General features: G+C 68.4%; 22 protein-coding genes. 5 read left to right on the top strand and 17 right to left on the bottom strand.

Features of this window, described 5'->3' with window-relative positions:
- The first annotated feature begins 11 nt into the window (after positions 1–11).
- A complete protein-coding gene (eno, locus tag CAL29_RS20125; RefSeq protein ID WP_094854801.1) occupies positions 12–1,298 on the top strand; it encodes a phosphopyruvate hydratase in 1,287 nt (428 codons plus the stop codon).
- A 53-nt stretch (positions 1,299–1,351) separates the two neighbouring features.
- The gene (gene ftsB, locus CAL29_RS20120; RefSeq protein ID WP_094854800.1) at positions 1,352–1,744 is read left to right on the top strand and encodes a cell division protein FtsB; all 393 of its coding nucleotides are present in this window, start codon (positions 1,352–1,354) and stop codon (positions 1,742–1,744) included.
- A gap of 64 nt (positions 1,745–1,808) precedes the next feature.
- On the opposite strand, the gene CAL29_RS20115 is transcribed toward ftsB, so the two are convergent.
- From CAL29_RS20115 to CAL29_RS20075, 9 genes are all read right to left on the bottom strand, one after another.
- Complete coding sequence (locus tag CAL29_RS20115) at positions 1,809–2,510, bottom strand: TadE/TadG family type IV pilus assembly protein (RefSeq protein ID WP_094854799.1); 702 nt, start codon at positions 2,508–2,510, stop codon at positions 1,809–1,811.
- Positions 2,511–2,678: 168 nt separating this feature from the next.
- Positions 2,679–3,605, bottom strand: a complete 927-nt coding sequence (gene hslO / locus CAL29_RS20110; protein ID WP_094854798.1) for an Hsp33 family molecular chaperone HslO — start codon at positions 3,603–3,605, stop codon at positions 2,679–2,681.
- A 75-nt stretch (positions 3,606–3,680) separates the two neighbouring features.
- Positions 3,681–4,202 carry a gamma carbonic anhydrase family protein gene (locus CAL29_RS20105; RefSeq protein WP_094854797.1) on the bottom strand — a complete coding sequence of 174 codons (522 nt, stop codon included), beginning with the start codon at positions 4,200–4,202 and terminating at the stop codon, positions 3,681–3,683.
- A gap of 15 nt (positions 4,203–4,217) precedes the next feature.
- The gene (locus CAL29_RS20100; RefSeq protein ID WP_094854796.1) at positions 4,218–5,891 is read right to left on the bottom strand and encodes an acyl-CoA synthetase; all 1,674 of its coding nucleotides are present in this window, start codon (positions 5,889–5,891) and stop codon (positions 4,218–4,220) included.
- A gap of 244 nt (positions 5,892–6,135) precedes the next feature.
- Positions 6,136–7,011, bottom strand: a complete 876-nt coding sequence (locus tag CAL29_RS20095; protein WP_094854795.1) for a UDP-2,3-diacylglucosamine diphosphatase — start codon at positions 7,009–7,011, stop codon at positions 6,136–6,138.
- 134 nt (positions 7,012–7,145) lie between these two features.
- Positions 7,146–7,865: a site-2 protease family protein gene (locus CAL29_RS20090; protein WP_094856779.1), complete on the bottom strand. Its 720-nt coding sequence runs from the start codon at positions 7,863–7,865 to the stop codon at positions 7,146–7,148.
- A gap of 399 nt (positions 7,866–8,264) precedes the next feature.
- Positions 8,265–9,257: a DUF2167 domain-containing protein gene (locus CAL29_RS20085; protein ID WP_094854794.1), complete on the bottom strand. Its 993-nt coding sequence runs from the start codon at positions 9,255–9,257 to the stop codon at positions 8,265–8,267.
- 245 nt (positions 9,258–9,502) lie between these two features.
- On the bottom strand, positions 9,503–10,072 hold the full coding sequence (locus CAL29_RS20080; RefSeq protein ID WP_094854793.1) for an RDD family protein: 570 nt from the start codon (positions 10,070–10,072) through the stop codon (positions 9,503–9,505).
- A gap of 130 nt (positions 10,073–10,202) precedes the next feature.
- Positions 10,203–10,403 carry a hypothetical protein gene (locus CAL29_RS20075; protein WP_179284244.1) on the bottom strand — a complete coding sequence of 67 codons (201 nt, stop codon included), beginning with the start codon at positions 10,401–10,403 and terminating at the stop codon, positions 10,203–10,205.
- A 207-nt stretch (positions 10,404–10,610) separates the two neighbouring features.
- Between CAL29_RS20075 and pxpB the strand changes: the two genes are divergently transcribed.
- Both pxpB and CAL29_RS20065 read left to right on the top strand, forming a co-directional pair.
- Positions 10,611–11,351: a 5-oxoprolinase subunit PxpB gene (pxpB, locus tag CAL29_RS20070; protein WP_094854792.1), complete on the top strand. Its 741-nt coding sequence runs from the start codon at positions 10,611–10,613 to the stop codon at positions 11,349–11,351.
- Entirely contained in the window at positions 11,348–12,373 is a 1,026-nt protein-coding gene (locus CAL29_RS20065; RefSeq protein ID WP_094854791.1) for a 5-oxoprolinase subunit C family protein, read from the top strand. The genes pxpB and CAL29_RS20065 overlap by 4 nt, the downstream gene beginning before the upstream one ends.
- A gap of 81 nt (positions 12,374–12,454) precedes the next feature.
- Here the strand turns inward: CAL29_RS20065 and CAL29_RS20060 are convergent, their stop codons facing one another.
- The 8 genes from CAL29_RS20060 to CAL29_RS20025 all read right to left on the bottom strand — a co-directional run bounded on the left by CAL29_RS20060 (position 12,455) and on the right by CAL29_RS20025 (position 22,760).
- Positions 12,455–14,281 (bottom strand): THUMP domain-containing class I SAM-dependent RNA methyltransferase, encoded by a 1,827-nt coding sequence (locus CAL29_RS20060; protein WP_094854790.1) that lies wholly within the window; start codon positions 14,279–14,281, stop codon positions 12,455–12,457.
- Positions 14,282–14,437: 156 nt separating this feature from the next.
- Complete coding sequence (locus CAL29_RS20055; RefSeq protein ID WP_094856777.1) at positions 14,438–14,860, bottom strand: CopD family protein; 423 nt, start codon at positions 14,858–14,860, stop codon at positions 14,438–14,440.
- 66 nt (positions 14,861–14,926) lie between these two features.
- Positions 14,927–16,192, bottom strand: a complete 1,266-nt coding sequence (locus CAL29_RS20050) for a glutamate-5-semialdehyde dehydrogenase (RefSeq protein WP_094854789.1) — start codon at positions 16,190–16,192, stop codon at positions 14,927–14,929.
- Between the two features lie 173 nt (positions 16,193–16,365).
- Positions 16,366–17,421, bottom strand: coding sequence for a DNA polymerase III subunit delta (gene holA, locus CAL29_RS20045; protein ID WP_094854788.1), 1,056 nt, complete (start codon positions 17,419–17,421; stop codon positions 16,366–16,368).
- A gap of 11 nt (positions 17,422–17,432) precedes the next feature.
- The gene (locus CAL29_RS20040) at positions 17,433–18,137 is read right to left on the bottom strand and encodes an LPS-assembly lipoprotein LptE (RefSeq protein ID WP_094854787.1); all 705 of its coding nucleotides are present in this window, start codon (positions 18,135–18,137) and stop codon (positions 17,433–17,435) included.
- A gap of 38 nt (positions 18,138–18,175) precedes the next feature.
- Positions 18,176–20,833, bottom strand: coding sequence for a leucine--tRNA ligase (gene leuS / locus CAL29_RS20035; protein WP_094854786.1), 2,658 nt, complete (start codon positions 20,831–20,833; stop codon positions 18,176–18,178).
- An 82-nt stretch (positions 20,834–20,915) separates the two neighbouring features.
- Positions 20,916–22,130, bottom strand: a complete 1,215-nt coding sequence (locus CAL29_RS20030; protein WP_256977612.1) for an MFS transporter — start codon at positions 22,128–22,130, stop codon at positions 20,916–20,918.
- Between the two features lie 84 nt (positions 22,131–22,214).
- A complete protein-coding gene (locus CAL29_RS20025) occupies positions 22,215–22,760 on the bottom strand; it encodes a MarR family winged helix-turn-helix transcriptional regulator (RefSeq protein ID WP_094854785.1) in 546 nt (181 codons plus the stop codon).
- Between the two features lie 398 nt (positions 22,761–23,158).
- Here CAL29_RS20025 and CAL29_RS20020 point away from each other — a divergent pair, with 398 nt between their 5' ends.
- Positions 23,159–23,446, top strand: a complete 288-nt coding sequence (locus tag CAL29_RS20020) for a KGG domain-containing protein (protein ID WP_094854784.1) — start codon at positions 23,159–23,161, stop codon at positions 23,444–23,446.
- Positions 23,447–23,560 lie beyond the last annotated feature (114 nt).

The following is a 23,560-nucleotide window of genomic DNA, read 5'->3' as shown; positions in this document are numbered from 1 at the left end:
GGGACAAAACCATGAGTGCAATTGTCGATATCATCGGCCGCGAGATTCTCGATTCGCGCGGCAACCCCACCGTCGAATGCGACGTGCTGCTGGAGTCCGGCGCCATGGGCCGCGCCGCCGTGCCCTCGGGCGCGTCGACCGGCGCGCGCGAAGCCATCGAACTGCGCGACGGCGACAAGAGCCGCTATCTCGGCAAGGGCGTGCTGCGCGCCGTCGAGAACCTGAATACCGAGATCTCCGAAGCCCTCATGGGCCTGGACGCGCAGGAACAGACCTTCGTCGACCGCACCCTGATCGAACTGGACGGCACCGACAGCAAGGAGCGCCTGGGCGCCAACGCCATCCTGGCCGCCAGCATGGCCGTGGCCCGCGCCGCCGCCGACGAATCCGGCCTGTCGCTGTACCGCTATTTCGGCGGCAGCGGCCCGATGAGCATGCCCGTGCCGATGATGAACGTCATCAACGGCGGCGCGCACGCCAACAACACCCTGGACATGCAGGAATTCATGATCCTGCCGGTGGGCGCGGCCAGCTTCCGCGAAGCCATGCGCTGGGGCGCCGAGGTCTTCCACTCGCTGAAGAAGCTGATCAACGCCCAGGGCATGTCCACCGCCGTGGGCGACGAAGGCGGCTTCGCGCCCAACGTCGCCAACCACGAGGCGGCCATCCAGTTGATCCTCAAGGCCATCGCCGAAGCCGGCTACGAGCCCGGCACGCAGATCGCCCTGGGCCTGGACTGCGCCAGCTCGGAATTCTTCCGCGACGGCAAGTACACCCTGGCCGGCGAAGGCGGCGTCTCGCTGTCCTCGCAGGAATTCGCCAACCTGCTGGCGGCCTGGTGCGACAAGTACCCCATCATCTCGATCGAGGACGGCATGGCCGAAAACGATTGGGACGGCTGGAAGATCCTGACCGATCAACTCGGCAAGAAGGTGCAACTGGTGGGCGACGACCTGTTCGTGACCAACACCCGCATCCTGCGCGAAGGCATCTCCAGGGGCGTGGCCAACTCGATCCTGATCAAGATCAACCAGATCGGCACCCTGACCGAGACCTTCGCCGCCATCGAAATGGCCAAGCGCGCCGGCTACACCGCCGTCGTGTCGCACCGTTCGGGCGAAACCGAGGACTCGACCATCGCCGATATCGCCGTGGCCACCAACGCCATGCAGATCAAGACCGGTTCGCTGTCGCGTTCCGACCGCATGGCCAAGTACAACCAGTTGCTGCGTATCGAGGAAGAACTGGCCGAAGTCGCTTCCTATCCCGGCCTCGAAGCCTTCTACAACCTGCGTTGATCGCATCAGGGCGCGCGCCTGCCGGCGCGTGCCCGCTGCACGGATATCCGCTCATGCGTTTGCTGTTCCTGGTTCTGCTGGTCCTGGTCGGCCTGATCCAATACCCGTTGTGGGCGGGGAAGGGCGGCTGGTTCAAAGTCTGGGACTTGCAGAAGCAATTGGCCGCGCAGCGCGAGACCAATGACGGCCTGCGGGCGCGCAACAACGCGCTGGACGCCGAAGTGCACGATCTGCAGTCGGGCACCGGCGCCATCGAGGAGCGTGCCCGCAGCGAGTTGGGCATGATGCGCGAAGGCGAGATTTTCGTGCAGATCCTGCCGCAGAACACGGCGCCGCCCGCTGGCGGCGCTTCGGTGGCGCCCCCCGCCGCCGCGCCAGCCACGCCCGCGCCGGCCGCGTCGAACAATCGTCCCGCCGCCCCCGCGCGTCCCGCTGCCCGGCATTGATCGTCCGGGACTGATTGCCGGGTGGCGTCCCGCCTCCTGTTTTTCTCTCTCCGCGGCGTTTCCTTCATCCCGGTTCTATCCTCCGTCGCGGCCATGCCGCGGGGTGCGACTGCATCTCCAGCGCCATCTCGTGCACGATGAGGACGTTCCCCGCCCGCGCCGCCGAGGCGCGCAGCGCGTCGCCGCCGGCCGGCGCCAGCGCCCGCAGCAGGGCGCGCACGATGGGCGTCAGCGGCGGCAACTGGTAGCTGAGCCGCAGCCGCAGGACATTGGCTTCGAATATCGTCATCCCGGACGCGGGCCCGCGTCCTTCGGGCCAACCCTTGGCGCGCCGGCGGGCATGTTCCTCGGCCTGGTAGTCGTTGCGTATCGCGGTCGTGCCCGCGCCATGGGGCACGGCCAGGCCGCGCACGCCGAAGTCGGCGTAGGCGGCGGCAGGCGGGGCGAGTATGTCTATGCGCCAGGCGGGCGCGCCGCTGTCGTCATGGATGCGCCGCCAGCGGGCCCTGCCGGTGGGCAGCGGCCGCAGGGCCGCCTCGAAGGCCGTCGCCATGGCTTGCGGACGCCCATGCGCCGTGGCGCCGGCCCGCGCGGCCTCCAGCAGGGCCACGTCCAGGACCTGGCGGGTGATGTGCCAGTAGGCGGCTTCTATGACCGCCAGCCCGGCCAACAGCAGCACGGGAAGGGATATGACGAAACCGGCGAGCGCCGCGCCGCGCTGGGCGGCCGGCCCGGATAGTCGGAAGGGGAGCGTCGATGCAGCCATGCCGCACAGTGTCGGCGGCCGGCCCGCCGCCGTCCATACGGAAACCTACGCGCGTAGACCTGCGTAGGCCGCCATCCTGGCGGCACGCATCGCGCGATATGCGCCGCTACGCGCGCCTTGCGGGTGCGCGGTTGCCGGGCCGCGATCCAAGGCGCCGCGCCGCCCCCGTCAATGCACGGTCGGCGGGTCCTGCTCCGGCATCGTCTGCGAGCCGGCGAAGACGCGCGCACAGTCGACCGCGTCGAACACATAGGGCTTGCCGCAAAAATCGCAGGCGACTTCCACCTTGCCCTGCTCGGCGAGGACGCTGTCGACTTCCTCCCGGCCCAGCATGCGCAGCATGCCGGCGACGCGGTTGCGCGAGCACGTACAGTGCCAGCGCACTTCGAGGGGATCGAAGGCCAGCAAGGTTTCTTCCCAGAACAGCCGGTGGATCAGCGTATCGATGTCCAACTGCAGCAGTTCCTCGCGCTTGATGGTGGCGGCCAGGTGGCCGGCGCGTTCCCAGGTCAGCGCGGCGCTGCCGGGCGCGCCCGGCTCGCCGTTGCCGCCCTGCTCGGGCAGGCGCTGTAGCAGCACGCCGGCGGCATGCTGCTCGTCGGCGGCCAGCCACAACTGCGTATCCAACTGCTCGGACTGCCGCATATAGTGCGCCAGCGCCTCGGCCACGCTTTCGCCGATGATGGGCACGATGCCCTGGTAGGCCTGCTGGCCGGGCACCTTGCGCTGCGGGTCCAGCACCACGATGAAGCGGCCGTTGCCGCCCGGATTCATCAGGCTTTGCATGGTGCCGTCTTCCGGCACCGCATGGCCGTCGCGCAGCTTGACGGTCGCGCGCAGGCTGAGATCGGAGCGGCATTCCACCACCAGCAGGGCGATGGGGCCGTCGCCCTGCAGTTGCAGGAGCAGGGAGCCGTCGAACTTCAGGTTGGCGGCCAGCAGGGTGGACGCCGCCACCAGCTCGCCCAGCAGGCGCTTGATGGCGGGGGGATATTGGTGATTGGTCTGGGCATCCAGCCAGGTCTGGTGCAGGCGCACGGCCTGCACCCGCACGCTGCGGTCTTCGAACAGATATTTCTTGAGGAGATCGGTCATGCGGGAATGTTAGCCGATCCGCCGCGCGGCCGGCATGCCGCCCGCGCGGCCGGCAGGGGCATGAGCGAACCTTCCCTAGGCCAGCCGCTTCAACGCCCGCTTGTACTGCGCGGCGCGCCGCACATACCCTTCCGTGTTCTTGCGCATGTTCGCGATTTCCTCGGGCGACAGCTCGCGCACCACCTTGCCGATGCCGATCACCAGGCTGTTGTCGGGAATCACGCGGCCTTCCGGCACGATGGCGCCGGCGCCGATCAGGCAATTGCGGCCGATCACCGCATCGTTCAGCACGATGGCCTGCATGCCCACCAGGGCGCCTTCCTGGATGGTACAGCCGTGCAGCATGGCCTGATGGCCCACGGTCACGTAGGGGCCGACCACCAGGCCCTTGTCCGCATCCACGTGCAGGACGCTGGATTCCTGGATGTTGCTGCCGCGCTGGATCACGATGGGCGCGTTGTCCCCCCGGATGGTCACTTGCGGCCAGATGCTGACGCCGGCCTCCAGCGTGACGTTGCCGATGATGGCCGCGCTCTCGGCCACCCAGGCGTCGGGGTCGATGTCGGGAACGAGGTCTTCGAGTTGATAGATCGCCATGCGGCATTGTCTCCGTCAGGTCGCGTCGTGGGCGGCGTTCGCCGCGCGTTCTTCCTCGCGCAGCCGCAGCACCCGGCGTTGTATCTTGCCGCTGGTGGTCATCGGCAGTTCGTCCAGGAATTCGATTTCCTTGGGGTATTCATAGGCGGCCAGGCGGTCGCGCACGTAATCCTGCAGTTCCTGGATCAGGGCCTGCGGCTCGCGCTCGGCATACTCCGCGGTGCGCACCACGTAGGCCTTGACCAGGGCGCCGCGTTCGGCGTCGGGCTTGGGCACGACGGCGGCATTGGCCACCGCCGGGTGGCTGACCAGGCAGCTCTCGATCTCGCCCGGCCCGATGCGGTAGCCGGCCGACTTGAAGACGTCGTCGCTGCGTCCGGCGTACCAGAGATAGCCGTCGGCGTCGATGCGCGCCAGGTCGCCGGTGCGACACCAGTCGCCGGTGAACTTGGCCGCCGTGGCCGCCGGGTTGTTCCAGTAGCCGAGGAACAGGATGGGGTCCGGATAGCCGTGGATGTCCAGGCGGTTGAGCGCGACTTCGCCGATCTCGCCGGCGGCCACGGGGCGGCCCTCGTCGTCGATCACCGCGACCTGGTGGCCGGGATAGGGCCGGCCCATGCTGCCGGCCTTGGCCGGCCAGCGCCGCTGGCTGTTGCCGACCAGGTAATTCATCTCGGTCTGGCCGAACATTTCGTTGGGCGTGATGCCCAGGGCCGTCCGGCACCAGTCGAACACGGCCTGGCCGACGCTCTCGCCGGCGCTCATCATGGCGCGCAAGGCCAGCTTGTAGCGTTCGCGCGGGGCCGGCACCGTCTTCATCATCGCCTTCAGGGCGGTGGGGAAGAGGAAGGTATTGGTGACCTGGTAGCGCTCCATCAACTCGAACGCGCGCTCCGGCGAGAAGCGGGCGCGGGTGGCGACGATGGGATGGCCGAAGTACAGCGTCGGCAGCAGGGCGTCCATCATGCCGCCGGTCCAGGCCCAGTCGGCGGGCGACCAGAAGACGTCGCCGGGCTTGGGGAACCAGTCCTGCGAGGCGACGAAGCCGGGCAGGTTGCCGATCAGCACCGAATGCGGCAGCAGAGCGCCCTTGGGCGCGCCGGTGGTGCCGGAGGTATAGAGCAGGATGGCCGGGTCGGTCGCCAGCGTCGGCACCGGCTTGAATTCCGAGGGCTGGCGCGCCAGCAGGCTGCGCCAGGGCAGGACGCATTCGTCGGCGAAGCCGATGCCGATGATCTGGTGCAGGGCCGGGCACTGGTCCGCCACCGCCAGCAGGTTGGCGCTGGAAGCGGCGTCGACGATGGCGACCCGGGCCTCGGCGTCGCGCAGCCTGGCTTCCAGGGCGTCCGGTCCGAACAGCGAGGAAAGCGGCAGGATGACGGCGCCGACGCTGTAGGTGGCCATGTGGGCCACCACGGTCTCCGGCCGTTGTCCTAATACAACACCTACCCGGTCACCCTTGCCCACGCCCATGCGCACCAAGCCGTTGGCGAGCTGGTTGGCCGCTTCCGCCAACCGCGCGTAGGTCCACACTTCGCGGTTGCCGGCTTCGTCTTCGTAATAAATCGCAATGCGCCGCGCATCGGGGCTGTTGGCGGCCCAGCGATGGCAGCACACATCCGCGATGTTGAACTGCGTGGGCACGAGCCAGCGGAAGGATTGGTAAAGCGCCTGGTATTGATCGTTCATGGCCCTGTTGTGATAGGGGGGCGGCCATCCGCCCGTTACAACGATGGGAGACTCGTCGGCAGTGCTTTTGGGGCCGGATTGCCCCAATCGCAAGCATGACTGAGAGGGCGTTGAACTGCAACATTCCCGTTCATTTCAGAGGGCTTCCCTCAACAATGGCTAGGGTTTCCACTGATATGGAACGGGCATGGAGGAGCAGGGAGGCCAGCGTGGGGCCGACGGCGGGGCAGGCAACCCCGCGCGCCTATTTCCCCTGGCGTCGCAGGGCCGAAGGCAGGGCAGGCAGTTCGACGGTGCGGCGCCGGGCGGCGGGGGCGCTTTCGTTGCGTCCGGCCATGACGGTGGCCCAGTCCAACAGGCGCAACTGGCCGGCGTGGTCTTCGGCCAGCGCCGACAGGCTTTCCACCCAGTCGCCGTCATTGCAATAAAGCACGCCTTCGATGTCGCGCAGTTCCGGCTTGTGGATGTGGCCGCAGACCACGCCGTCCATGCCGCGCCGGCGCGCTTCCCCGGCCAGCGCCTGCTCGAAGTCGCTGATGAAGGCGACCGCGTTCTTGACCTTGTGCTTGAGGTATTGCGACAGCGACCAGTAGTGCAGGCCCAGGCGGTGGCGCAGGCGGTTGAAATGGTGGTTCATCCACAGCGCCATCTGGTAGAGGCTGTCGCCCAGGTGCGCCAGCCACTTGCTGTGCTGGATGACGCCGTCGAAGCGGTCGCCGTGCAGCACCAGCAGCTTGCGGCCGTCGGCGGTGACATGGACGTCCTCGTCGAGGATTTCGATGTCGCCGAAGGCATGGCCGGCGAATTCGCGGGCGAATTCGTCATGGTTGCCGGGCACGAAGACGACGCGGGTGCCGTTGCGCGCCTTGCGCAGGATGCGCTGGATGACGTCGTTGTGCGCGCGCGGCCAGTGCCAATGCTTGCGCAACTGCCAGCCGTCGACGATGTCGCCGACCAGATACAGCGTTTCCGCCTCGTTGTGCTCGAGGAAATCGAGCAGGAATTCCGCCTTGCATCCCGCGGTGCCGAGATGGATGTCGGAAATCCACAAGGTGCGCCAGTGGGTGGGGCGGATATCGTTCACGGCGCGTCTCCTCGCAGGCTGCTTCCACCTGAGCATGGGAACACCGGGCGATGACGTGAACGTTAAAAAGGCGTGAACGCTTTATGACACCAAGGGGGAAGCCGTCATATGTATCGGACCTGTCGTCGGTCGAATGCGTCATGGACGGCGGCGGGCATGCCGCCCGCGCCTCAGGCGCCGCCCAGCATCTCGTGGACGTCGTGGGTCATGATGGCCAGCAAGCCCACCAGGCCCAGGTAGACGGCGGCGTAGCCTACCTTGGTGGCCGTGCTGGTGGTGTAGTAGGCCTGGTTCTCCGGGGCCGCCGGATCGTAGCGCCAGGCCTGGATGACCTTGGGCAGCGCCAGCACGGCGACCAGGATCAGCATGGGACTGGGCCGATAGAAGAAGAGCGCCGCGAGGATGGGCACGCCGGCCAGCCAGATGCGAGGCGAAAGCACGGCGGTGATGCGGCCGCCGTCGAAGGGCGAGAGCGGAATCAGGTTGAACAGATTGAGGAAGAAGCCGGCATAGGACAGGGCCAGCAGCAGGCGGCTGCCTTCGTTGCGCGCGAGCAGATAGCAGCACAGCGCGGCCACCGTGCCCAGGAAGGGGCCGCCCAGCCCGACGTAGGCCTCGGTCTCGGCGTTGTGCGGCATGTCCCGCAACTCGACCCAGGCGCCGACGAAGGGAATGAAGGTGGGCGCGCCGACGTCCAGCCCGCGCTGGCGGGCGGCCACGTAATGGCCCATTTCATGGATGAAGATCAGCGCCACGAAGCCGACGGCGTAGGGCCAGCCGAAGATCAGCGCGTAGCTCAGCACCGACAGCAGCATGGTGCCGCCGGAGAGCAGCACTTTGCTGAACTTCAGGTATTTGAAGCCGGACAGCAGGAGCAGTAGCAGTTTCACGGTGCGGATCCGGAAAGGGGAAATGAAAAGGGCCCCCACGCCGCGCGGCTTGCGCCGCTTGCTGCCCCCCGAGGGGGCGTTTTTGCCTTGGGGCGGCCCGGCGGCAAAAAAGGCCCCCACGCCGCGCGGCTTGCGCCGCTTGCTGCCCCCGAGGGGGCGTTTTTGCCTTGGGGCGGCCCGGCGGCAAGAAGCAACGCCCATCGAAGACACCGCGGAGCCGGGTTCCCCGGTCCGCCGGTGTCGCCCCCTTGAGGGGGCCCGCGAAGCGGGTAGGGGGTGGGCCTCCCTTGGCGGCCCGGCGGCAAAAAAGGGCTTGCGCGCGGCGCAAGCCCTTTTCCAGCGCGACGGGTCACGGAGGACCGAACGTGCCTTGAACGGCGGGAAACGGGCTGGCGGGAATCAGACGGCGCCCGGCGCCTTCGGCTCTTCCGCCTTCGGTTCTTCAGCCGCCGGTGCTTCCGCTTTCGGTTCCTCGATCCTGGGCGCCGGGGCCTGCGGTTCTTCCGCCTTCTTGCGGCGGAACACCTTGAAGATGGCGCCGCCGCCCGCGGCGACCGCCAGGATGGCCAGCTTGCCGAACTTCGCCAGGAAGGCCAGGACGATGGCCAGCAGCCCCAGCTTCTTGGCCGCCACGCCGGCCACCAGCGCCGCCAGGCCGTATTCGGCGATCTTGTCGGTGGACGAGTTGAAGTCCGCGTAGCGCTTGCCGTCGTTGTAGCTGAGGTTGTCCAACAGGGAGATCAGGGCGGGTTTCTGCGCCGCCACCTGGCTCTTGCTGGTCAGCAGGTCCAGGCTGATGTAGCCGTCCCGGCCCAGGGCATAGGTGTTGTAGTTGACGGTCGAGTCGGCATCGGCGGCCGAGCCCTTGTCGCGGCCTTCGACCGACCACACCAGGCGCTGGTGCGCGCTGTCGTACTGCGGCGACTGCACCCAGCCCACCACTTCCAGTTCGGCGATGCCGCGCGCGCGGCGTTCCTTGTTCTGGTCCTCGGTGCCCTCGCGCAGGCTTTGCAGCAGTTCCTTGACGTCCCAGTTCTTGGCGTCGTCATCCTTGATGTAGCCGGCCTTCTCGAAGTTGGCGGTGACGATCCAGTCGTCGGGGGAATCCGCCGGCGGCATGAACAGGCCCAGCAGCGTCTCGTCGCGGCCGTTGCCGTAGGCTTCCATCAGCCGGTTGGCTTGGGCGCGCGGCACGAAGATGGTGTTGGGCGGCAACTGGAGCGTGGCCTGGTCGCCCAGCTTGACGACGCCGCTTTCCTGGGCGGCGCGGAAGGCCGCTTCCGTGGCGGCCTGGATTTCCCGCTGCGCGGCTTCCGATTGGGCGGAAGCGGCGGGCGCGAAGCCGAGGAGGGCGCCGGCGATGGCGAAGGATGCGAGCAGTTTGGCGTACATGATTTTTCTGGAACTTTTGGACGGCGCAATTGTCGAAGCGGCCGGCTGACGCCTTTCTGAACGGTCGTGTTGAATATGTCGCCAAAGGTAAGGCAGAGGGGAGAACGGCCGCTCGCCAACCGCCTGTGCACGCCTTCGTTATATCAGCGCCGATATAGCGCCACGGGGATTTCCTCTCAGCAAGCCGATAGGAAAATCTTCCGTCCCCCGTCGAGGCGGCTTATTCGTTCTGCCGTCAAAAACGGTTACATTGAAACGGCCGATTTGATACTTTTTGTTTTGGCCGCTGCGGCATTGACCAGCCGGGTGCCGGCTAGGCGGTCGTGCAGGAATTGCCCGTCCCGGTCCAGCCAACTGCCGATGAAGACCGCGAAAGGCGCGGCGACGATCAGGAGCTGCATGGTCGGCCAGCCGCTCCAGAGCGTCGCCGCCAGGATGGCGCCGGCCGCCGCCAGCGGCAGCAGCCAGGCCAGCAGGTAACGCAGGATCAGGCGGGCCATCGAGGGCGGCTGGCCATCGCGGTCCACCAGCCGGATGTTCCAGGTCTTCATGGGCAGCGTCTGGCCGTTGCGCCGCCAGCAACTGATGAAGTAGACGCCCAGGGCGAAGAACAGCCAGGCCTGCCGGCCATGGCGGTACATCATGCCGCTGCGGCTCTGCGTCAGCGTGTCGAACAGATATCCCGCCAGGAAGACGACGCCGAACAGGAGCACGGCTTCGTACATCATGCAGGCGAACCGGCGCAGCCGGGGCGGCGTGGTCTCCGAGGGCGTGGCGGGGAGGGTGGCGGCGGCGGACGGGAAGGGCTGGGACATCCGGGCATTATCCGCAGCAACCGCCAATGGCGCCATGCAAAAAAAACCCGTCACTGAGTGACGGGTCTAGAAAAGGGGCTTTGCAGCCCCCAAGGGGATCGGTACAGAAGCTGACGCCGTTATCTTCTTTTTAGGCGTTGGCGGTTTCACCGCTGTGACGTTGGACCGGCGAGCGGACGGCTTGGGCCATCTTGCTCAGCAGCTTGCCCAGCGCACGGAGCGGACGGGGACGGAATTGTTCTTCGATCGCCTGGCGCATCAATTGACGTTCCAGTTCGTCAGTCAAAAACACGGTGTTATGGTCGTTCACAATAATATCTATGAGTAGCATAGCCAAGCACGTCGTTCCATATTTCTTCAAACGCTGACGCGGCCTTACTACGGCTGCTTGACTACGGGATAACCCCAATTTTAGGGGTTAACCCTAGATAATGCAAGCTGCACATTTACAACAGTTCATGTGGCGTCACGGAATCGGCCCGCGCCGGATGCAGATGACTGCGGCGCATAGAGGGGGACGCATCGTAGAATCATCGGCATGAACTCAAGTGCAGACGCTTCCGCCAGTTCGTCGTGGCGCATCGAGCCGGTCGGCGACCGGTGCCTGCTGGTCGCGTTCGGCGATCGCGTGGACGCGGAGGTCAACCGCACGGTGCTGTCTTTCAGCGCGTGGCTGCTGGACCATCCCTTGCCCGGGGTGGTCGACGTGGTTCCCAGCTTCACCACGGTGGCGCTGCACTACCAGCCGGAGGCTTACGCGCAGGACGGGTCCGCCGTCGCGCCCTATGCGCAATTGGCGCAGCGGGTGCGGGAGGTGTTGACGAAGGGGATACCCCCCGTCGAACTGGGCGGCCGCACGGTGGAGATCCCCTGCTGCTACGGCGGCGAACACGGCCCGGACCTGGAAGACGTGGCGCGGCGCTGCGGCTTGAGCACGGACGAGGTGATCCGCCTGCACGGCGAATCGCCCTTCGTCGTCTACACCTTCTATTTCGCGCCGGGCAATCCCTTCGCGGGCGGGCTGGACCCACGGCTGTCGGTGCCCCGCCGGCAGACGCCGCGCACGCAGGTGCCGGCCGGCGCGGTGGCCATCGCCAACAACCTGACCACGGTCTATCAACTGGCCATGCCCGGCGGCTGGAACCTGATCGGCCGCACGCCCTTGAGCATGTTCAACATCAAGCAGGACCCGCCGGTGCGCCTGCAGCTCGGCGACCGCCTGCGTTTCGTGCCGATCACGCCCGCCCAATTCGACCGTCTGTACGAGGCGCGCTCATGATACGAGTTCTCAAGCCCGGCGCGTTGACGCAACTGCAGGACCTGGGGCGCTACGGTTACCAGCGCTATGGCGTGCCGGTCAACGGCGTCATGGACGAGTGGGCGCACCGGGTGGCCAACATCCTGGTCGGCAACGACGAGACCGTGGCGACGCTGGAATGCACCCTGGCCGGGCCCGTGCTGGAGTTCCGCGAGGAGCGCCTGATCGCGCTGTGCGGCGCGGATATGCGCGCCAGCCTGGACGGCCTGCCGGCGCCGCTGAACGAGCCCCTGCTGGTGCGGCGCGGCGCGGTCCTGGCGTTCGGCGAGTGCCGGCGCGGCGCCCGGCTGTACCTGGCCGTGCGAGGCGGTTTCGACGTCGAGCCCGTGATGGGCAGCGCCAGCACCTTCGCGCGCGGCGGTTTCGGCGGCTTCGTGGGCCGGGCGCTGGCCAAGGGCGACCGCCTGCCCCTGCGCGCCGCGGATCCCGGCTATCCACGGGCTCGCCGCCTGCTGGTGCAAAGCGGGACGCCTTTCGTGTCCGCGGCCCTGTTCGACCTGCCGCCGCGGGAGACCCCGGAGGCGGTGCGCGCGATGCGCGGTCCGCAGTGGCAGGCCTTTACGGAAGACGCGCGCGCGGCGTTCACGTCCACGCCGTTCACGGTGGATACGCAATCGGACCGCATGGGCTATCGCCTGCGCGGCGAGGTGTTGAAACTGGAGCAGCCGCTGGAGATGATTTCGGAGGCGACCGCTTTCGGGACGGTGCAGGTGCCGCCGGACGGCAATCCCATCGTGCTGATGGCGGACCGGCAAAGCGCCGGCGGCTATCCCAAGATCGCCTACGTCGCCACGGTCGACCTGCCGGTGCTGGCCCAGGCGCTGCCGGGCGCGGCGCTGCGCTTCGCCATCGTCGAGATGGAGGAGGCGCAGGCGCTCTACCTGGCGCAAGCCGCCGAGCTGGCGGCCTTGCGCGAGCGGGTGCGCGCGGCCATGTCGCCGGCGGCGGACGCGTCGCATGGCGATGGCGCGCGGGAAGAATAAGAGGGATCTGCGCGGGCAAGAACAAAAGGGCCACGACATTCGTCGTGGCCCTTTTTCTCGCCTTCCCGCGGCAATGCTTCTTCAGGCGTCGTTGCCGTCCTGCGCATCGCTGCCGTCATGCCCGTCGTCCGCGTCCTGCGCGCGCGTCGTGCGCCGTTGGGCGCGGTCGGCGTCGCGATAGCCGGCTTCGACGAGTTCGAAGCTGAACAGGCGGCAGTCGAGCGCGCCGTTGTACAGCGGCGTGCGGCGCGCGGGCTTCAGGCGCAGTTGCTGCGGCAGCGTCATGTCGCTGGAGATCACGTGCAACTGCCAGCCGCCGAACTGTTTTTTCAGGCAGCTTGCCCAGTCGCGCCACAGGTCGGTCTCGGCGCCCGCCTCCAGCCGTTCGCCATAAGGCGGGTTGGTGACGATCCAGCCGGACTTCGCCGGCGCCCGCAGCGTGCGCGCGTCGGCGACTTCGAATTGGATGGTTTCCTCGGTCAGCCAGGCGCGCTCGGCGTTGTTGCGCGCGAAGGCGATGGCTTCCGGATTGAGGTCGCAGCCGTAGAGCGGCGTGTCGAGCTGCGGCCGGATGTGGGCGCGAGCGTCTTCCTTGAGGTCGCGCCAGCGCCGGCTGTCGAAGTCGCGCATGCGCTCGAAGCCGAAGGGGCGGGCGATGCCGGGGGGCACGCCCAGCGCGATCCAGGCCGCTTCGATGAGGATGGTGCCGCTGCCGCAGAAGGGGTCGAGCAAGGGTTCGGCCGGATCCCATCCCGCCAGGGCCAGCATGCCGGCGGCCAGGTTTTCGCGCAGCGGGGCCTCTCCCTTGTCCAGGCGCCAGCCGCGCTTGAACAGCGATTCGCCGGAGGTGTCCAGGTAGAGCGTGGCGGTGTCGTGGGTGAGGAAGGAGAACACCCGGGCGTCGGGGCGCACGGTATCGATGTCGGGCCGCGCGCCCTCGCGGTCCATCAGGCGGTCGCAGATGCCGTCCTTCACGCGCAGGTTGCAGTATTGCAGGCTGCGCATGGGGCTCTTGATCGCCGAGGTGTCGACCCGCAGCGTATGTTCCGCGCCGAACCAGCGCTCCCAGGGCGTCGCGTAGGCCAGTTCGAGCAGGTCGTCCTCGTGCTGCACGGGGCCGTGGGCCACCTGCACCAGCACGCGCGTGGCCAGACGCGAGTAGAGATTGGCGCGTTGCACGCCGTGCCAGTCGGTGGTGAAGCGCGCGCCGGCGCGGCCGGGCTCGGCGTCGTCGAAGCCCAGCGCCTGCAGTTCCGCGGTCAGGGCTTCCTCGATGCCCTGCGGGCAGGGCGTGAAGACGGTGTAGGTCTCGTTGCGGTCGTAGCGGCGCGCGGCGTGGCGCCCGTCGCGGCGATGGTCGTCGCGATACCGGTCGTCGCGGCGTTGATCGTCGCGGCGCTGGTCATTACGGCGCTGGCCGTCGCGGCGGTCGTCATCCGCGCCATGGAAATCTCCGCCGCGGCGGCCGCCGTGCGCGTCGTCGCCGCCCGCGTCGGCATCGGCGCGCGCGTCGTAGGCGTCGTCGACGTTGCGGACGTCGTCATCGCTGTAGTGGTCGCGAGCGGCGCGGCCATCATGGCGCGGGCGTTCGCGACCACGTTCGCCGCCACGTTCATTGCTTCGTTCGCTGCCGCGTCGATCTCTACGTCCGTCGCCGCGCCGCGTCTCGCTCGTCTCGCGTAGCGCGCGGTCGGCGCCGCGGCCGCCGGTGTCCTCGGACGCGTCACGGTCGCCCGATGCCGCGGACAGCCGTTCCTGTTTATCGCGCGCGCGTTCGATCTGGGCGGCCGCGCGGGCGCGGGCGCCGCTGCGCTTGCGCGGCGGGCCCGACTCGCCGGCCTCGGCCGGGCGCGGCGATTTCTTCAGGGAAAGGGTCTTGCGGGGGCGGTCCGGGTCATCGGCGGTCATGGTGGGGCGGAGCAAAAAACGGGGTGGAGATACACAGGCGCAATGCGCGCGTTCCGGCTTGGGCCGGCGGGAAAGACGCCTCGGCGCCTGCTCGCCCTCGAATCCGGTGTTTCGACGTTCCGGCGATTCTGTGGTCCGTCGGACCGGGCGCGACGGTCAGAAGGGCTTGACGACCACCAGGGCGACGACGATGAACAGGAACAGGACCGGGATTTCGTTGAACCAGCGGTAGAACTTGTGCGAGCGCGTGTTGCGGTCCTGTTCGAACTTGCGCAGCATGACGCCACAGGCGTGATGGTAGCCGATGATCAGCAGCACGAAGAACAGCTTGGCGTGCATCCAGCCGTTGCCGGGCCCGCGGCCGATGCCGTAGCCCACGTAGAGCAGCAGGCCGAAGACGACGGCGACCACGGCCAGCATGGTCGTGAAGCGGAACAGGCGCCGCGCCATGCCCAGCAGCACGGTCTGCACCGCCGGCTCGGGATGGCTCGCCAGGTTGACGAAGATGCGCGGCAGGTAGAACAGCCCCGCGAACCAGGCCGCCACGAATACGATGTGCAGCGTCTTGATCCAGGGCATGGCGATCCAGGGCATGGAGGCTCCTCGGCGATGGCGTTGAAAAAGAAAACGTCGGGACGCGCGGGTTCAGCCGCGCAGTTGTCCGTCGCCGGTGAGCACCCATTTATAGGTGGTCAATCCCTCCAGCCCCACCGGCCCGCGCGCGTGCAGCCGGTTGGTGGAAATGCCGATTTCCGAGCCCAGGCCGTATTCGTAGCCGTCGGCGAACACCGTGGGCAGGTTGACGTACACGGAAGCGGAGTCCACTTCCCGCTGGAAGCGCTGCGCCGCGCCCAGGTCCTCGGTGACGATGGCGTCGGTGTGGCCCGAGCCCCAGCGCGCGATGTGCGCGATGGCCTCGTCCAGCGTGTCGACCACGCGCACGGCGAGGATGGGGCCGAGGTATTCGGTGGCCCAGTCTTCCTCGGTCGCCGGCCGCGCCTGCGGCACGAGCTCGCGCGTGCGTTCGCAGCCGCGCAGCTCCACGCCGTGCGCCAGCAGCGCGGCGGCCAGCCTGGGCAGGATGGAGACGGCCACGGCGGCGTTGACCAGCAGCGTTTCCATCGAGCCGCACACGCCGTAGCGATAGGTCTTGGCGTTGTACGCGATGCCATGGGCTTTTTCCGGATCCGCGGCGGCGTCGATATAGACGTGGCAATTGCCGTCGAGATGCTTGATCAGGGGCACGCGCGCTTCGGCCGCCATGCGGCTGATCAGGCCCTTGCCGCCGCGCGGCACGATGACGTCGATGTGCTCGGTCATGGTGATCAGCTTGCCGACGGCGGCGCGGTCGGCGGTCTCGACCACCTGCACCGCGTGTTCGGGCAGGCCGGCGGCGCGCAGGCCGTCGCGCACGACTTCGGCCAGCGCCAGGTTCGAGCGCAGGGCTTCGCTGCCGCCGCGCAGGATGGCGGCGTTGCCCGACTTCAGACAGAGCGCCGCGGCATCGATGGTGACGTTGGGACGCGATTCGTAGATGATGCCGATGACGCCCAGCGGCACGCGCATCTGCGCCACCCGCATGCCGTTCGGACGGATCGCGGTCGGGCCCAGGCTGCCGACCGGGTCGGGCAGGGCGGCGACCTGGCGCAGGCCTTCGATCATCAGGTCCAGGCTGCGCTCGGACAGGGTCAGGCGGTCCAGCATGGCGGCGTCCAGGGCGTTGGCGCGCGCGGCCTCGACGTCCTGGCGGTTGGCTTCCTGCAGCGTCTTGCGGCGGTCCGCGATGGCGTCGGCCATCGCCAGCAGGGCCCGGGTCTTGGCCGAGCCCGGCGCGCGCATCAGTTCGCGCGAGGCCTGGCGGGCGTTCTCGCCCAGGGTGAGCATGGCTTGTTCTACGGTTTGCGTCGACATGGAAGGCGGGGCGCACGGCGCCCGTGTAATACGTGCGTAAAGCGTAAGTGTATCTGTATCCGTGGCGCCGCATCCGCGGCGACGCGGCCGGGCCGCGAGAGGACCGCGGGCCGTGGAGGGCGGAAGGGGCGGCCGATCAGGAGGACCGCCGGACAGAGGGGGCGGCGGCCTTGCTAGGCGCCGCGCCGGCCGGCGGCGGCCACGCGCAGGGCCAGGCGGGTCATTTCTTCCCAGGGGTCGGCCAGGCGGCCGGGCACGGGCAGGCCCTTGATGATGCGGTCGACCTCGTGGGCGTGCTGCACGGCGGCCGGCCAGGCGCGCGCGGGCACCCGGCCCAGCGCCTGCAGCGCCAGCTTTTCATGCGCGCCGAAGATGCGCAGCCGCCGCATCGCGGCGCCGGTGTCGCCGCCGTTGGCGCGCGCCTCGGCCACGCGGGCCAGGATGCGGATTTCCTCGCCCACGGCCCACAGCACCAGGGGCAGGGCCTCGCCTTCGGCGCGCAGGCCGTCCAGCATGCGGACGGTGCGGCCGACGTCGCCGGCCAGCATGGCGTCGCGCAGGCCGAAGACGTCGTAGCGGGCCACGTTGAGCACCGCGCGCTCGACGTCCTCGGCGGCCAGGGCGCCCTCGGGATACAGCAGGCCCAGCTTGAGGATTTCCTGGTGCGCCGCCAGCAGGTTGCCTTCGACCTTGTCGGCCATCCATTGCAGCGTGGCGTTGTCCGTCTGCTGCTTCTGGCGCGCCAGCCGGGCGCCGATCCAGGCCGGCAGGCGGTTGCGGTCCACCGCTCCCACGTCCACCGTGACGCCGGCCGCCAGCGCCAGGGCCCAGCGGCTATCGCGCGTGGCCTTGTCCAGCCGCGGCAGGCCGATCACCAGCACGGTGTCCGGGTCGGCCTGGTCCTGCGCCTGCCCGGCCAGCTTGACCAGGGTGTCGGAGCCGGCCTTGCCCGGCTTGCCGGTGGGTATCTTCAGTTCCAGGATGCGGCGGTCGCCGAACAGCGACACGCTCTGCGTGGCGGCCATGACCGCGCTCCAGTCGCTGCGCGCGTCCATGACCATGGTGGTGCGGTCGGTATAGCCGGCCGCGCGCGCCGCCGCGCGCAGGGCGTCCATGGTTTCCGTGACGAGCAGGGGCTCGTCGCCGCTGATCGTGTACAGCGGTGCCAGCCGGCCGCCCGCCCGTTGCAGGTAGTCCGGGAAGCGGTCGGCGTCCAGCGTCTGCGCCATGCCCGCGCCGCTCAGTTGTCGTAGTCGTTGGGCGACGACGGGCCGTTGATGATGCCCGGCGGGCGCGTCGGCTGGTTGGCCGGGGGCTCCGGCGGCGTCGTGCTGTAGACCGGCACTTCCTCGTCGCCCGGCTTGGACTGGGCCAGCTTCTCGGCGGCCTGGCGCACGTCGTCCGAGGTCAGGCGGCGCAGCAGCCGGCTGACCAGGCTGGTCTGCATGCTGCGGTACAACTGCTCGGCCTGGCCTTCCTTGGCCTGCACCACGGTGTCGTCGTACGGCATTTCGCGGAAGGCTTCCAGCGTGGTATCCGGCACGATGGCGCGGCCCTTGGCGTCGATGACGCGGAAGGTGAAGCTCAGGCCCAGTTCGTATTCCTCGACCCGGCCCTGCGAGTTCAGCGACACCTCGCGCATGCTGCGGGTATTGGCGACCTGCTGCAATTGCGCTTCCGCGTCCTTGGGACTGTCGACCAGGCGCGTGTTCGGCGAGGCGGCCGCCAGCGCGCGCTTCACCTCCGCGCCGAAGCGGGTGTTGTCGCCCAGCCCGATGTAGAAGGTGTCGAACGGCAGCGGCGTTTCCCCGCGCATATGAAAACCGCACGCGGACAGCAGCAGCAGCATGCCCAGGCCGGCGGCGCGCGCCGGCCGGCGCAGGGGGGCTACCCTGCGCGCAACACCCTGGGCCGCGCCCTTGACCGAGAACCCGCCGAAATTCATGCGTAACCCCAATTCATGCGAAAAAATCCCCACGCCGGTCAGCCGACGACGTTGACCAGCTTGCCGGGCACAACGATAACCCGTTTTGCCGGACGGCCTTCCAGGAATCGCGCCACCGCCTCGTGGGCGGCGGCCTGCGCCTCGATGTCGCTCTTGGCGGCGGCCGCCGGCACGCGCAGCGAACCGCGCAGCTTGCCGTTGACCTGCAGCATCAGCTCGATTTCATCGGCCACCAGCGCGGCTTCGTCGACCTGGGGCCAGGGCGCGTCGAGCAGGTCGCCGTAGAGGGTCTCGTAGCCCAGGTCCTTCCACAGGTTCCAAGTGATGTGCGGCACCACCGGATACAGCACGCGCAGCAGCACGCCGATGGTCTCGGCGCGCGCGGCGTCGGCCGGCGCGCCGGCCGGCAGGTCGGCGCTTTCGATGGCGTTGAGCATCTTCATGCAGGCCGACACCACGGTGTTGTACTGGATGCGCTGGTAGTCGTAGTCGGCCTGCTTGAGCAGGTTGTAGACCTCGCGGCGCAGGTCCTTGACCGGCGCCGGCGCGGCCTGCCAGTCGACCGAAGCGGCCAGGCCGGCGGCCACGGTCTCGCGCTGCGAATGGGCATAGGACCAGAGGCGGCGCAGGAAGCGGTTCGAACCCTCGACGCCGGAATCCGACCACTCCAGGGTCTGCTCGGGCGGGCTGGCGAACATGACGAACAGGCGCGCCGTGTCGGCGCCCAGCGTGTCGATCAGCGATTGCGGGTCGACGCCGTTGTTCTTCGACTTGGACATGGTGCCCACGCCGCCGTAGGCGATCTCGCTGCCGTCGGACTTGCGGCGCGCGCCGACGATGGCGCCCTTGGCGTCATAGACGTTCTCGACTTCCTCGGGCCAGAAGTATTCGATGCCGCCCTGCGGCGTCTTGCGCGAATAGATGTGGTTCAGCACCATGCCCTGGCACAGCAGGCGCGTGAAGGGCTCGTCGAACTTGAGCATGCCCAGGTCGCGCATGACCTTGGTCCAGAAGCGCGCGTACAGCAGGTGCAGCACGGCGTGCTCGATGCCGCCGATGTACTGGTCCATCGGCATCCAGTAGTCGTTGCGGGCGTCCACCATGGCCTGGTCGTTGCCGGGCGAGGTATAGCGCATGAAATACCAGGACGAATCGACGAAGGTGTCCATGGTGTCCGTTTCGCGCCGCGCCGGCTTGCCGCACTTGGGGCAGGCGCAGGACAGGAAGGCCTCGTTCTTGGCCAGCGGGTTGCCGCTGCCGTCCGGGATGAGGTCTTCCGGCAGCACCACCGGCAGGTCTTTTTCCGGCACCGGCACGGGGCCGCAGTCCGGGCAGTGGATGATGGGGATGGGGGTGCCCCAGTAGCGCTGGCGCGAGATGCCCCAGTCGCGCAGGCGCCAGGTGGTCTGCTTCTCGCCCAGGCCGCGCGGCGCCAGGTCGGCCGCGATGGCGTCCACGGCGGCCTTGTAGTCCAGGCCGTCGTACTTGCCGGAATGGACGGTGCGGCCGTTCTGCTTGTCGGCGTACCATTCCTGCCACGCGTCGGTGCTGTAGGCCTTGCCCTGCACGTCGATGACCTGGCGGATGGGCAGGCCGTATTTCTTGGCGAAGGCGAAGTCGCGCTCGTCGTGCGCGGGCACGCCCATGACGGCGCCGTCGCCGTAGCTCATGAGCACGTAGTTGCCGACCCAGACGTCGACCTGCGCGCCGGTGATGGGATGCGTGACCGTCAGGCCGGTCTTCATGCCTTCCTTCTCGCGCGTGGCCATCTCGGCCTCGGTGGTGCCGCCCAGCTTGCACTGCTCGATGAAGGCGGCCAGTTCCGGGTTGCCGGCGGCGGCGTGCGACGCCAGGGGGTGCTCCGGCGCCACGGCGCAGAAGGTGACGCCCATGATGGTGTCGGCGCGGGTGGTGAAGACGTAGAGGCGGCCGTCCTGGATCGGGGCGCCGTCGGCGCCGCGGATATCATGGGTGAAGGCGAAGCGCAGGCCCTCGCTCTTGCCTATCCAGTTCTCCTGCATGACGCGCACGCGCTCGGGCCAGCCGGGCAGGCCGGTCTTGACCTGGTCCAGCAGTTCTTCGGCGTAGTCGGTGATGCGCAGGTAGTAGCCGGGGATCTCGCGCTTTTCCACCAGCGCGCCGGAACGCCAGCCGCGGCCGTCGATGACCTGCTCGTTGGCCAGCACGGTGTTGTCCACCGGGTCCCAGTTGACGACCTGGGTCTTGCGGTAGGCGATGCCTTTTTCCAGCATCTTCAGGAACAGCCACTGGTTCCACTTGTAGTAGGCGGGATCGCAGGCGCACATTTCGCGCGACCAGTCGATGGCCAGCCCCATCGCCTGCATCTGCTTCTTCATGTAGGCGATGTTGTCGTAGGTCCACTTGGCCGGCGGCACCTTGGACTTGATGGCGGCGTTTTCCGCCGGCATGCCGAAGGCGTCCCAGCCCATGGGCATCAGCACGTTGTAGCCGCGCATGCGCAACTGGCGCGCCATCATGTCGTTGATGGTGTAGTTGCGCACGTGTCCCATATGCAGCTTGCCGCTGGGGTAGGGCAGCATCGAGCACGCATAGAACTTGGGCTTTTCGGCGCCGTTGGCATCGGTCGCGTGTTCGACGACGCGGTAGGCATCACGCGCCTGCCAGGCTTGGTGGGCGGCGGCTTCAACGGCGTTGGGGAGGTAGCGTTCCTGCATGGGTTCCATGGACCGGAAAAAAGGGGCCGCCCGGGACCGGGCCCGAGCGGCGGACGATCAAAACCCTCGATTATAGGTTCTGCTACGCCGTCTTAGGGCGGGCGGCCATTTCGGGGGCGCGCGCGTTGGGCGCCAGGCTGCCGTACAGCAGCGATACGACGCTCAGGCCCAGCCCCAGGGCGCAGACGCCCAGCCAGCCGCCGTGGGCATACGCGGCGGCGGAGGCCAGCGAGCCGAGCGCGCCGCCGATGAAATAGGCCGTCATGTAACCGGCCGTCAGGCGGCTGCGGGCTTCCGGCCGCAGGCGGTAGATGCAGGCCTGGTTGGTGACCTGCAAGGCCTGCACCGCCAGGTCCAGCAGCAGGATGCCGGCCAGCAGGGTCAGCACGGAGCCGCCGCCCAGGCCCAGCAGGGGCCAGGAGAGGGCCAGCAGCCACAGGCCGAAGCGGGTGCTGCGGTTGGCGTGGCCGTTGTCCGCCATGCGGCCGAAAACCCGCGCCGCCGCCGCGCCGATGGCGCCGGCCAGCCCGAACAGGCCGATGGTGCTGTTCGAATAGCCATAAGGGGGATTGGCCAGGAGGAAGGTCAGCGAGGTCCACAGCACGCTGAACTGGGCGAAGGAGAGCGCGCCGATCAGGCTGCGCGCGCGGAACAGGGGCTCCTGGAAGAACAGCGTGCCGACCGAACGCACCAGCGCGGGATAGCGCATCGTCGACGTGCCCGCGTGGCGGGGCAGCACCCGCCAGAGGCTGGCGGCGACGAAGACCAGCAGGACGGCGGCGACCCGGTAGACCGTGCGCCAGTCGCCCAGGTCGGCCAGCAGGCCCGCCACGGTGCGACCCAGCAGCACGCCCAGCAGCAGGCCGCTCATGATGGCGCCGACGACGCGGCCGCGCTCCTGGGGCGCCGCCAGGGTGGCGGCGAAGGGCACCAGAACCTGGGCGACCACCGACGTGGCGCCGGTGATGGCGGTGCCCGCCAGCACGCTGGCCATGCCGGGGCCGTAGGCGACCAGGGCCTGGCCGGCGGCCGCGACCAGGGTCATGGCGGTGATCAGCGCGCGCCGTTCGATGCGGTCGCCCAGCGGCACCAGCAGCATCAGGCCCACGGCGTAGCTGCCTTGCGCCACCGTCACGACGGCGGCGCCGGCCGAGCCCAGGCCGTACTCGCTGCCGATGGCGTGCAACAGCGGCTGCGCGTAGTAGTTGCTGGCGACGATCAGGCCGGTGGCGACGGCCATCAGCAGCACCATGGCCTGCGTCAGGAGAGGAGGGGGAGAAACGTGATTGTGAGACATGGAAAAAACGAAGCGTGAAAACCGGGGAAGCGGACGGCGCTGGCCGGGGCCGCGGGATCAGGCCATGGGATCGGGCCGTGAATATCAGGGCCTGATGCCGCCGGGCGCATGGCGGTCATGGGCCAGCAGCAAGTCGCGCAGCAGGCCGGCGAGGAGGTCGCGCCGGTCGGGCGCCAGCGGCGCCAGCATGCGGTCGAGGATGTCCAGGTAGGTGCGCAGCACCGCGTCGGCGGTCTGGCGCCCCAGCGGGGTCAGGGTCACGATGACGCCGCGCCGGTCGTCGGGATTCGGCTGGCGCGCCACCAGGCCGGCCTGCTCCAGGCGGTCCAGGCGATTGGTCATCGCGCCGGAGGACAGCAGCATCGATTCGGCCAGTTGCTGCGGACTCAGGGCGTGGGGCGGCCCGTGGCGGGTCAGGGTGGCGATGACGTCGAATTCGCCCGGATTGACGCCCAGCGGACGCAGGCTGCGGTCGATGTCGCGCGAGGCCACGGCCTGCAGGCGGAACAGGCGGCTGAAGATGGCCATCGGGGCGATCGGCAGGTCGGGCCGGGCCGCGCGCCATTGCGACAGGATGTGGTCGACGTAGTCCGTCGTATCGGGGGACGGGGGAGGCGAGGGATGCGTCATGGCGGCAAGAAGGAAGAGGCGTCCGGCTCGAAGGCGAAACCGATCGATGCGCGAATATATTTCGATATAAAGTATTTTGACGTGAAGATAAATCTTCGATGGGATGGTGTCAACCGGCGGACGGGGCGGCGTCGGCCTCGGCTTCTCCGCGAAGAGGCCGGGCAAGGCACTTGCGTAGAAGGGGGCGAGGCGGACAAGGCGCGGCTTCGGAGCAGGCCGATGCAAGTGCCGTCGGAATACCTGGCGGGGACTTATCGCATTGCGGTAAGCCCTACATGACGGCGTAAGCCTTGCTGATCCTTAGGGCGTCCCGGCCTCCGAACGGGGCGCGCCAACCGGAACGGCCGGGACGCTGCAGTCACCGCAACTCGGCGAGAGACACCTATAGGGGCACAGACATGACCGACAACACCGAGCAAAAAGCGCCGCGCAAGCCACGAGGATTTGCCGCCATGGGACCCGAATTCCAGCGGGAAATCGCCGCCCAGGGCGGCCGTGCCGCCCACCGGTTGGGCAAGGCCCATCGATTCAATTCCCAGGAGGCGCGCGCGGCCGCGGCCAAGCGGCACGCGGCCCGCAACGAGCAGAATGGGGCCGAGGCGGCCGAAAACGCCAAGGCCGAGGGGAATGCGGGCGTTCCCGGCCCGGCCGCGCCGGAAGAAGCCGAGGAGCAGGAGGATCGTTGAGTCCGGTCCCGCGCAACGCGGCCGCGAAAGCGATTTCGCGGCCGCGCTTCCTTTTGCATTAAAAAATCGCTTGCAAAAGAATAGCGCGCTATTTAATATGCCTTCCATGGATGC

Source organism: Bordetella genomosp. 10 (genome assembly GCF_002261225.1).
Lineage (GTDB): Bacteria > Pseudomonadota > Gammaproteobacteria > Burkholderiales > Burkholderiaceae_B > Bordetella_C.
This window is presented reverse-complemented; position numbering and strand designations above follow the sequence as displayed.

Bases quoted from the DNA above. Each gene is read 5' to 3' on its own strand.
- eno (WP_094854801.1), top strand. From the start codon at position 12: ATGAGTGCAATTGTCGATATCATCGGCCGCGAGATTCTCGATTCGCGC.
- hslO (WP_094854798.1), bottom strand. From the start codon at position 3,605: ATGACCGATCTCCTCAAGAAATATCTGTTCGAAGACCGCAGCGTGCGG.
- CAL29_RS20075 (WP_179284244.1), bottom strand. From the start codon at position 10,403: ATGCTACTCATAGATATTATTGTGAACGACCATAACACCGTGTTTTTG.
- CAL29_RS20080 (WP_094854793.1), bottom strand. From the start codon at position 10,072: ATGTCCCAGCCCTTCCCGTCCGCCGCCGCCACCCTCCCCGCCACGCCC.
- CAL29_RS20085 (WP_094854794.1), bottom strand. From the start codon at position 9,257: ATGTACGCCAAACTGCTCGCATCCTTCGCCATCGCCGGCGCCCTCCTC.
- pxpB (WP_094854792.1), top strand. From the start codon at position 10,611: ATGAACTCAAGTGCAGACGCTTCCGCCAGTTCGTCGTGGCGCATCGAG.
- CAL29_RS20115 (WP_094854799.1), bottom strand. From the start codon at position 2,510: ATGGCTGCATCGACGCTCCCCTTCCGACTATCCGGGCCGGCCGCCCAG.
- CAL29_RS20095 (WP_094854795.1), bottom strand. From the start codon at position 7,011: ATGCTCAGGTGGAAGCAGCCTGCGAGGAGACGCGCCGTGAACGATATC.
- CAL29_RS20055 (WP_094856777.1), bottom strand. From the start codon at position 14,860: ATGCCCTGGATCAAGACGCTGCACATCGTATTCGTGGCGGCCTGGTTC.
- CAL29_RS20105 (WP_094854797.1), bottom strand. From the start codon at position 4,202: ATGGCGATCTATCAACTCGAAGACCTCGTTCCCGACATCGACCCCGAC.
- CAL29_RS20040 (WP_094854787.1), bottom strand. From the start codon at position 18,137: ATGAATTTCGGCGGGTTCTCGGTCAAGGGCGCGGCCCAGGGTGTTGCG.
- CAL29_RS20100 (WP_094854796.1), bottom strand. From the start codon at position 5,891: ATGAACGATCAATACCAGGCGCTTTACCAATCCTTCCGCTGGCTCGTG.
- CAL29_RS20030 (WP_256977612.1), bottom strand. From the start codon at position 22,130: ATGTCTCACAATCACGTTTCTCCCCCTCCTCTCCTGACGCAGGCCATG.
- CAL29_RS20020 (WP_094854784.1), top strand. From the start codon at position 23,159: ATGACCGACAACACCGAGCAAAAAGCGCCGCGCAAGCCACGAGGATTT.
- CAL29_RS20065 (WP_094854791.1), top strand. From the start codon at position 11,348: ATGATACGAGTTCTCAAGCCCGGCGCGTTGACGCAACTGCAGGACCTG.
- CAL29_RS20025 (WP_094854785.1), bottom strand. From the start codon at position 22,760: ATGACGCATCCCTCGCCTCCCCCGTCCCCCGATACGACGGACTACGTC.
- leuS (WP_094854786.1), bottom strand. From the start codon at position 20,833: ATGCAGGAACGCTACCTCCCCAACGCCGTTGAAGCCGCCGCCCACCAA.
- CAL29_RS20050 (WP_094854789.1), bottom strand. From the start codon at position 16,192: ATGTCGACGCAAACCGTAGAACAAGCCATGCTCACCCTGGGCGAGAAC.
- ftsB (WP_094854800.1), top strand. From the start codon at position 1,352: ATGCGTTTGCTGTTCCTGGTTCTGCTGGTCCTGGTCGGCCTGATCCAA.
- holA (WP_094854788.1), bottom strand. From the start codon at position 17,421: ATGGCGCAGACGCTGGACGCCGACCGCTTCCCGGACTACCTGCAACGG.
- CAL29_RS20060 (WP_094854790.1), bottom strand. From the start codon at position 14,281: ATGACCGCCGATGACCCGGACCGCCCCCGCAAGACCCTTTCCCTGAAG.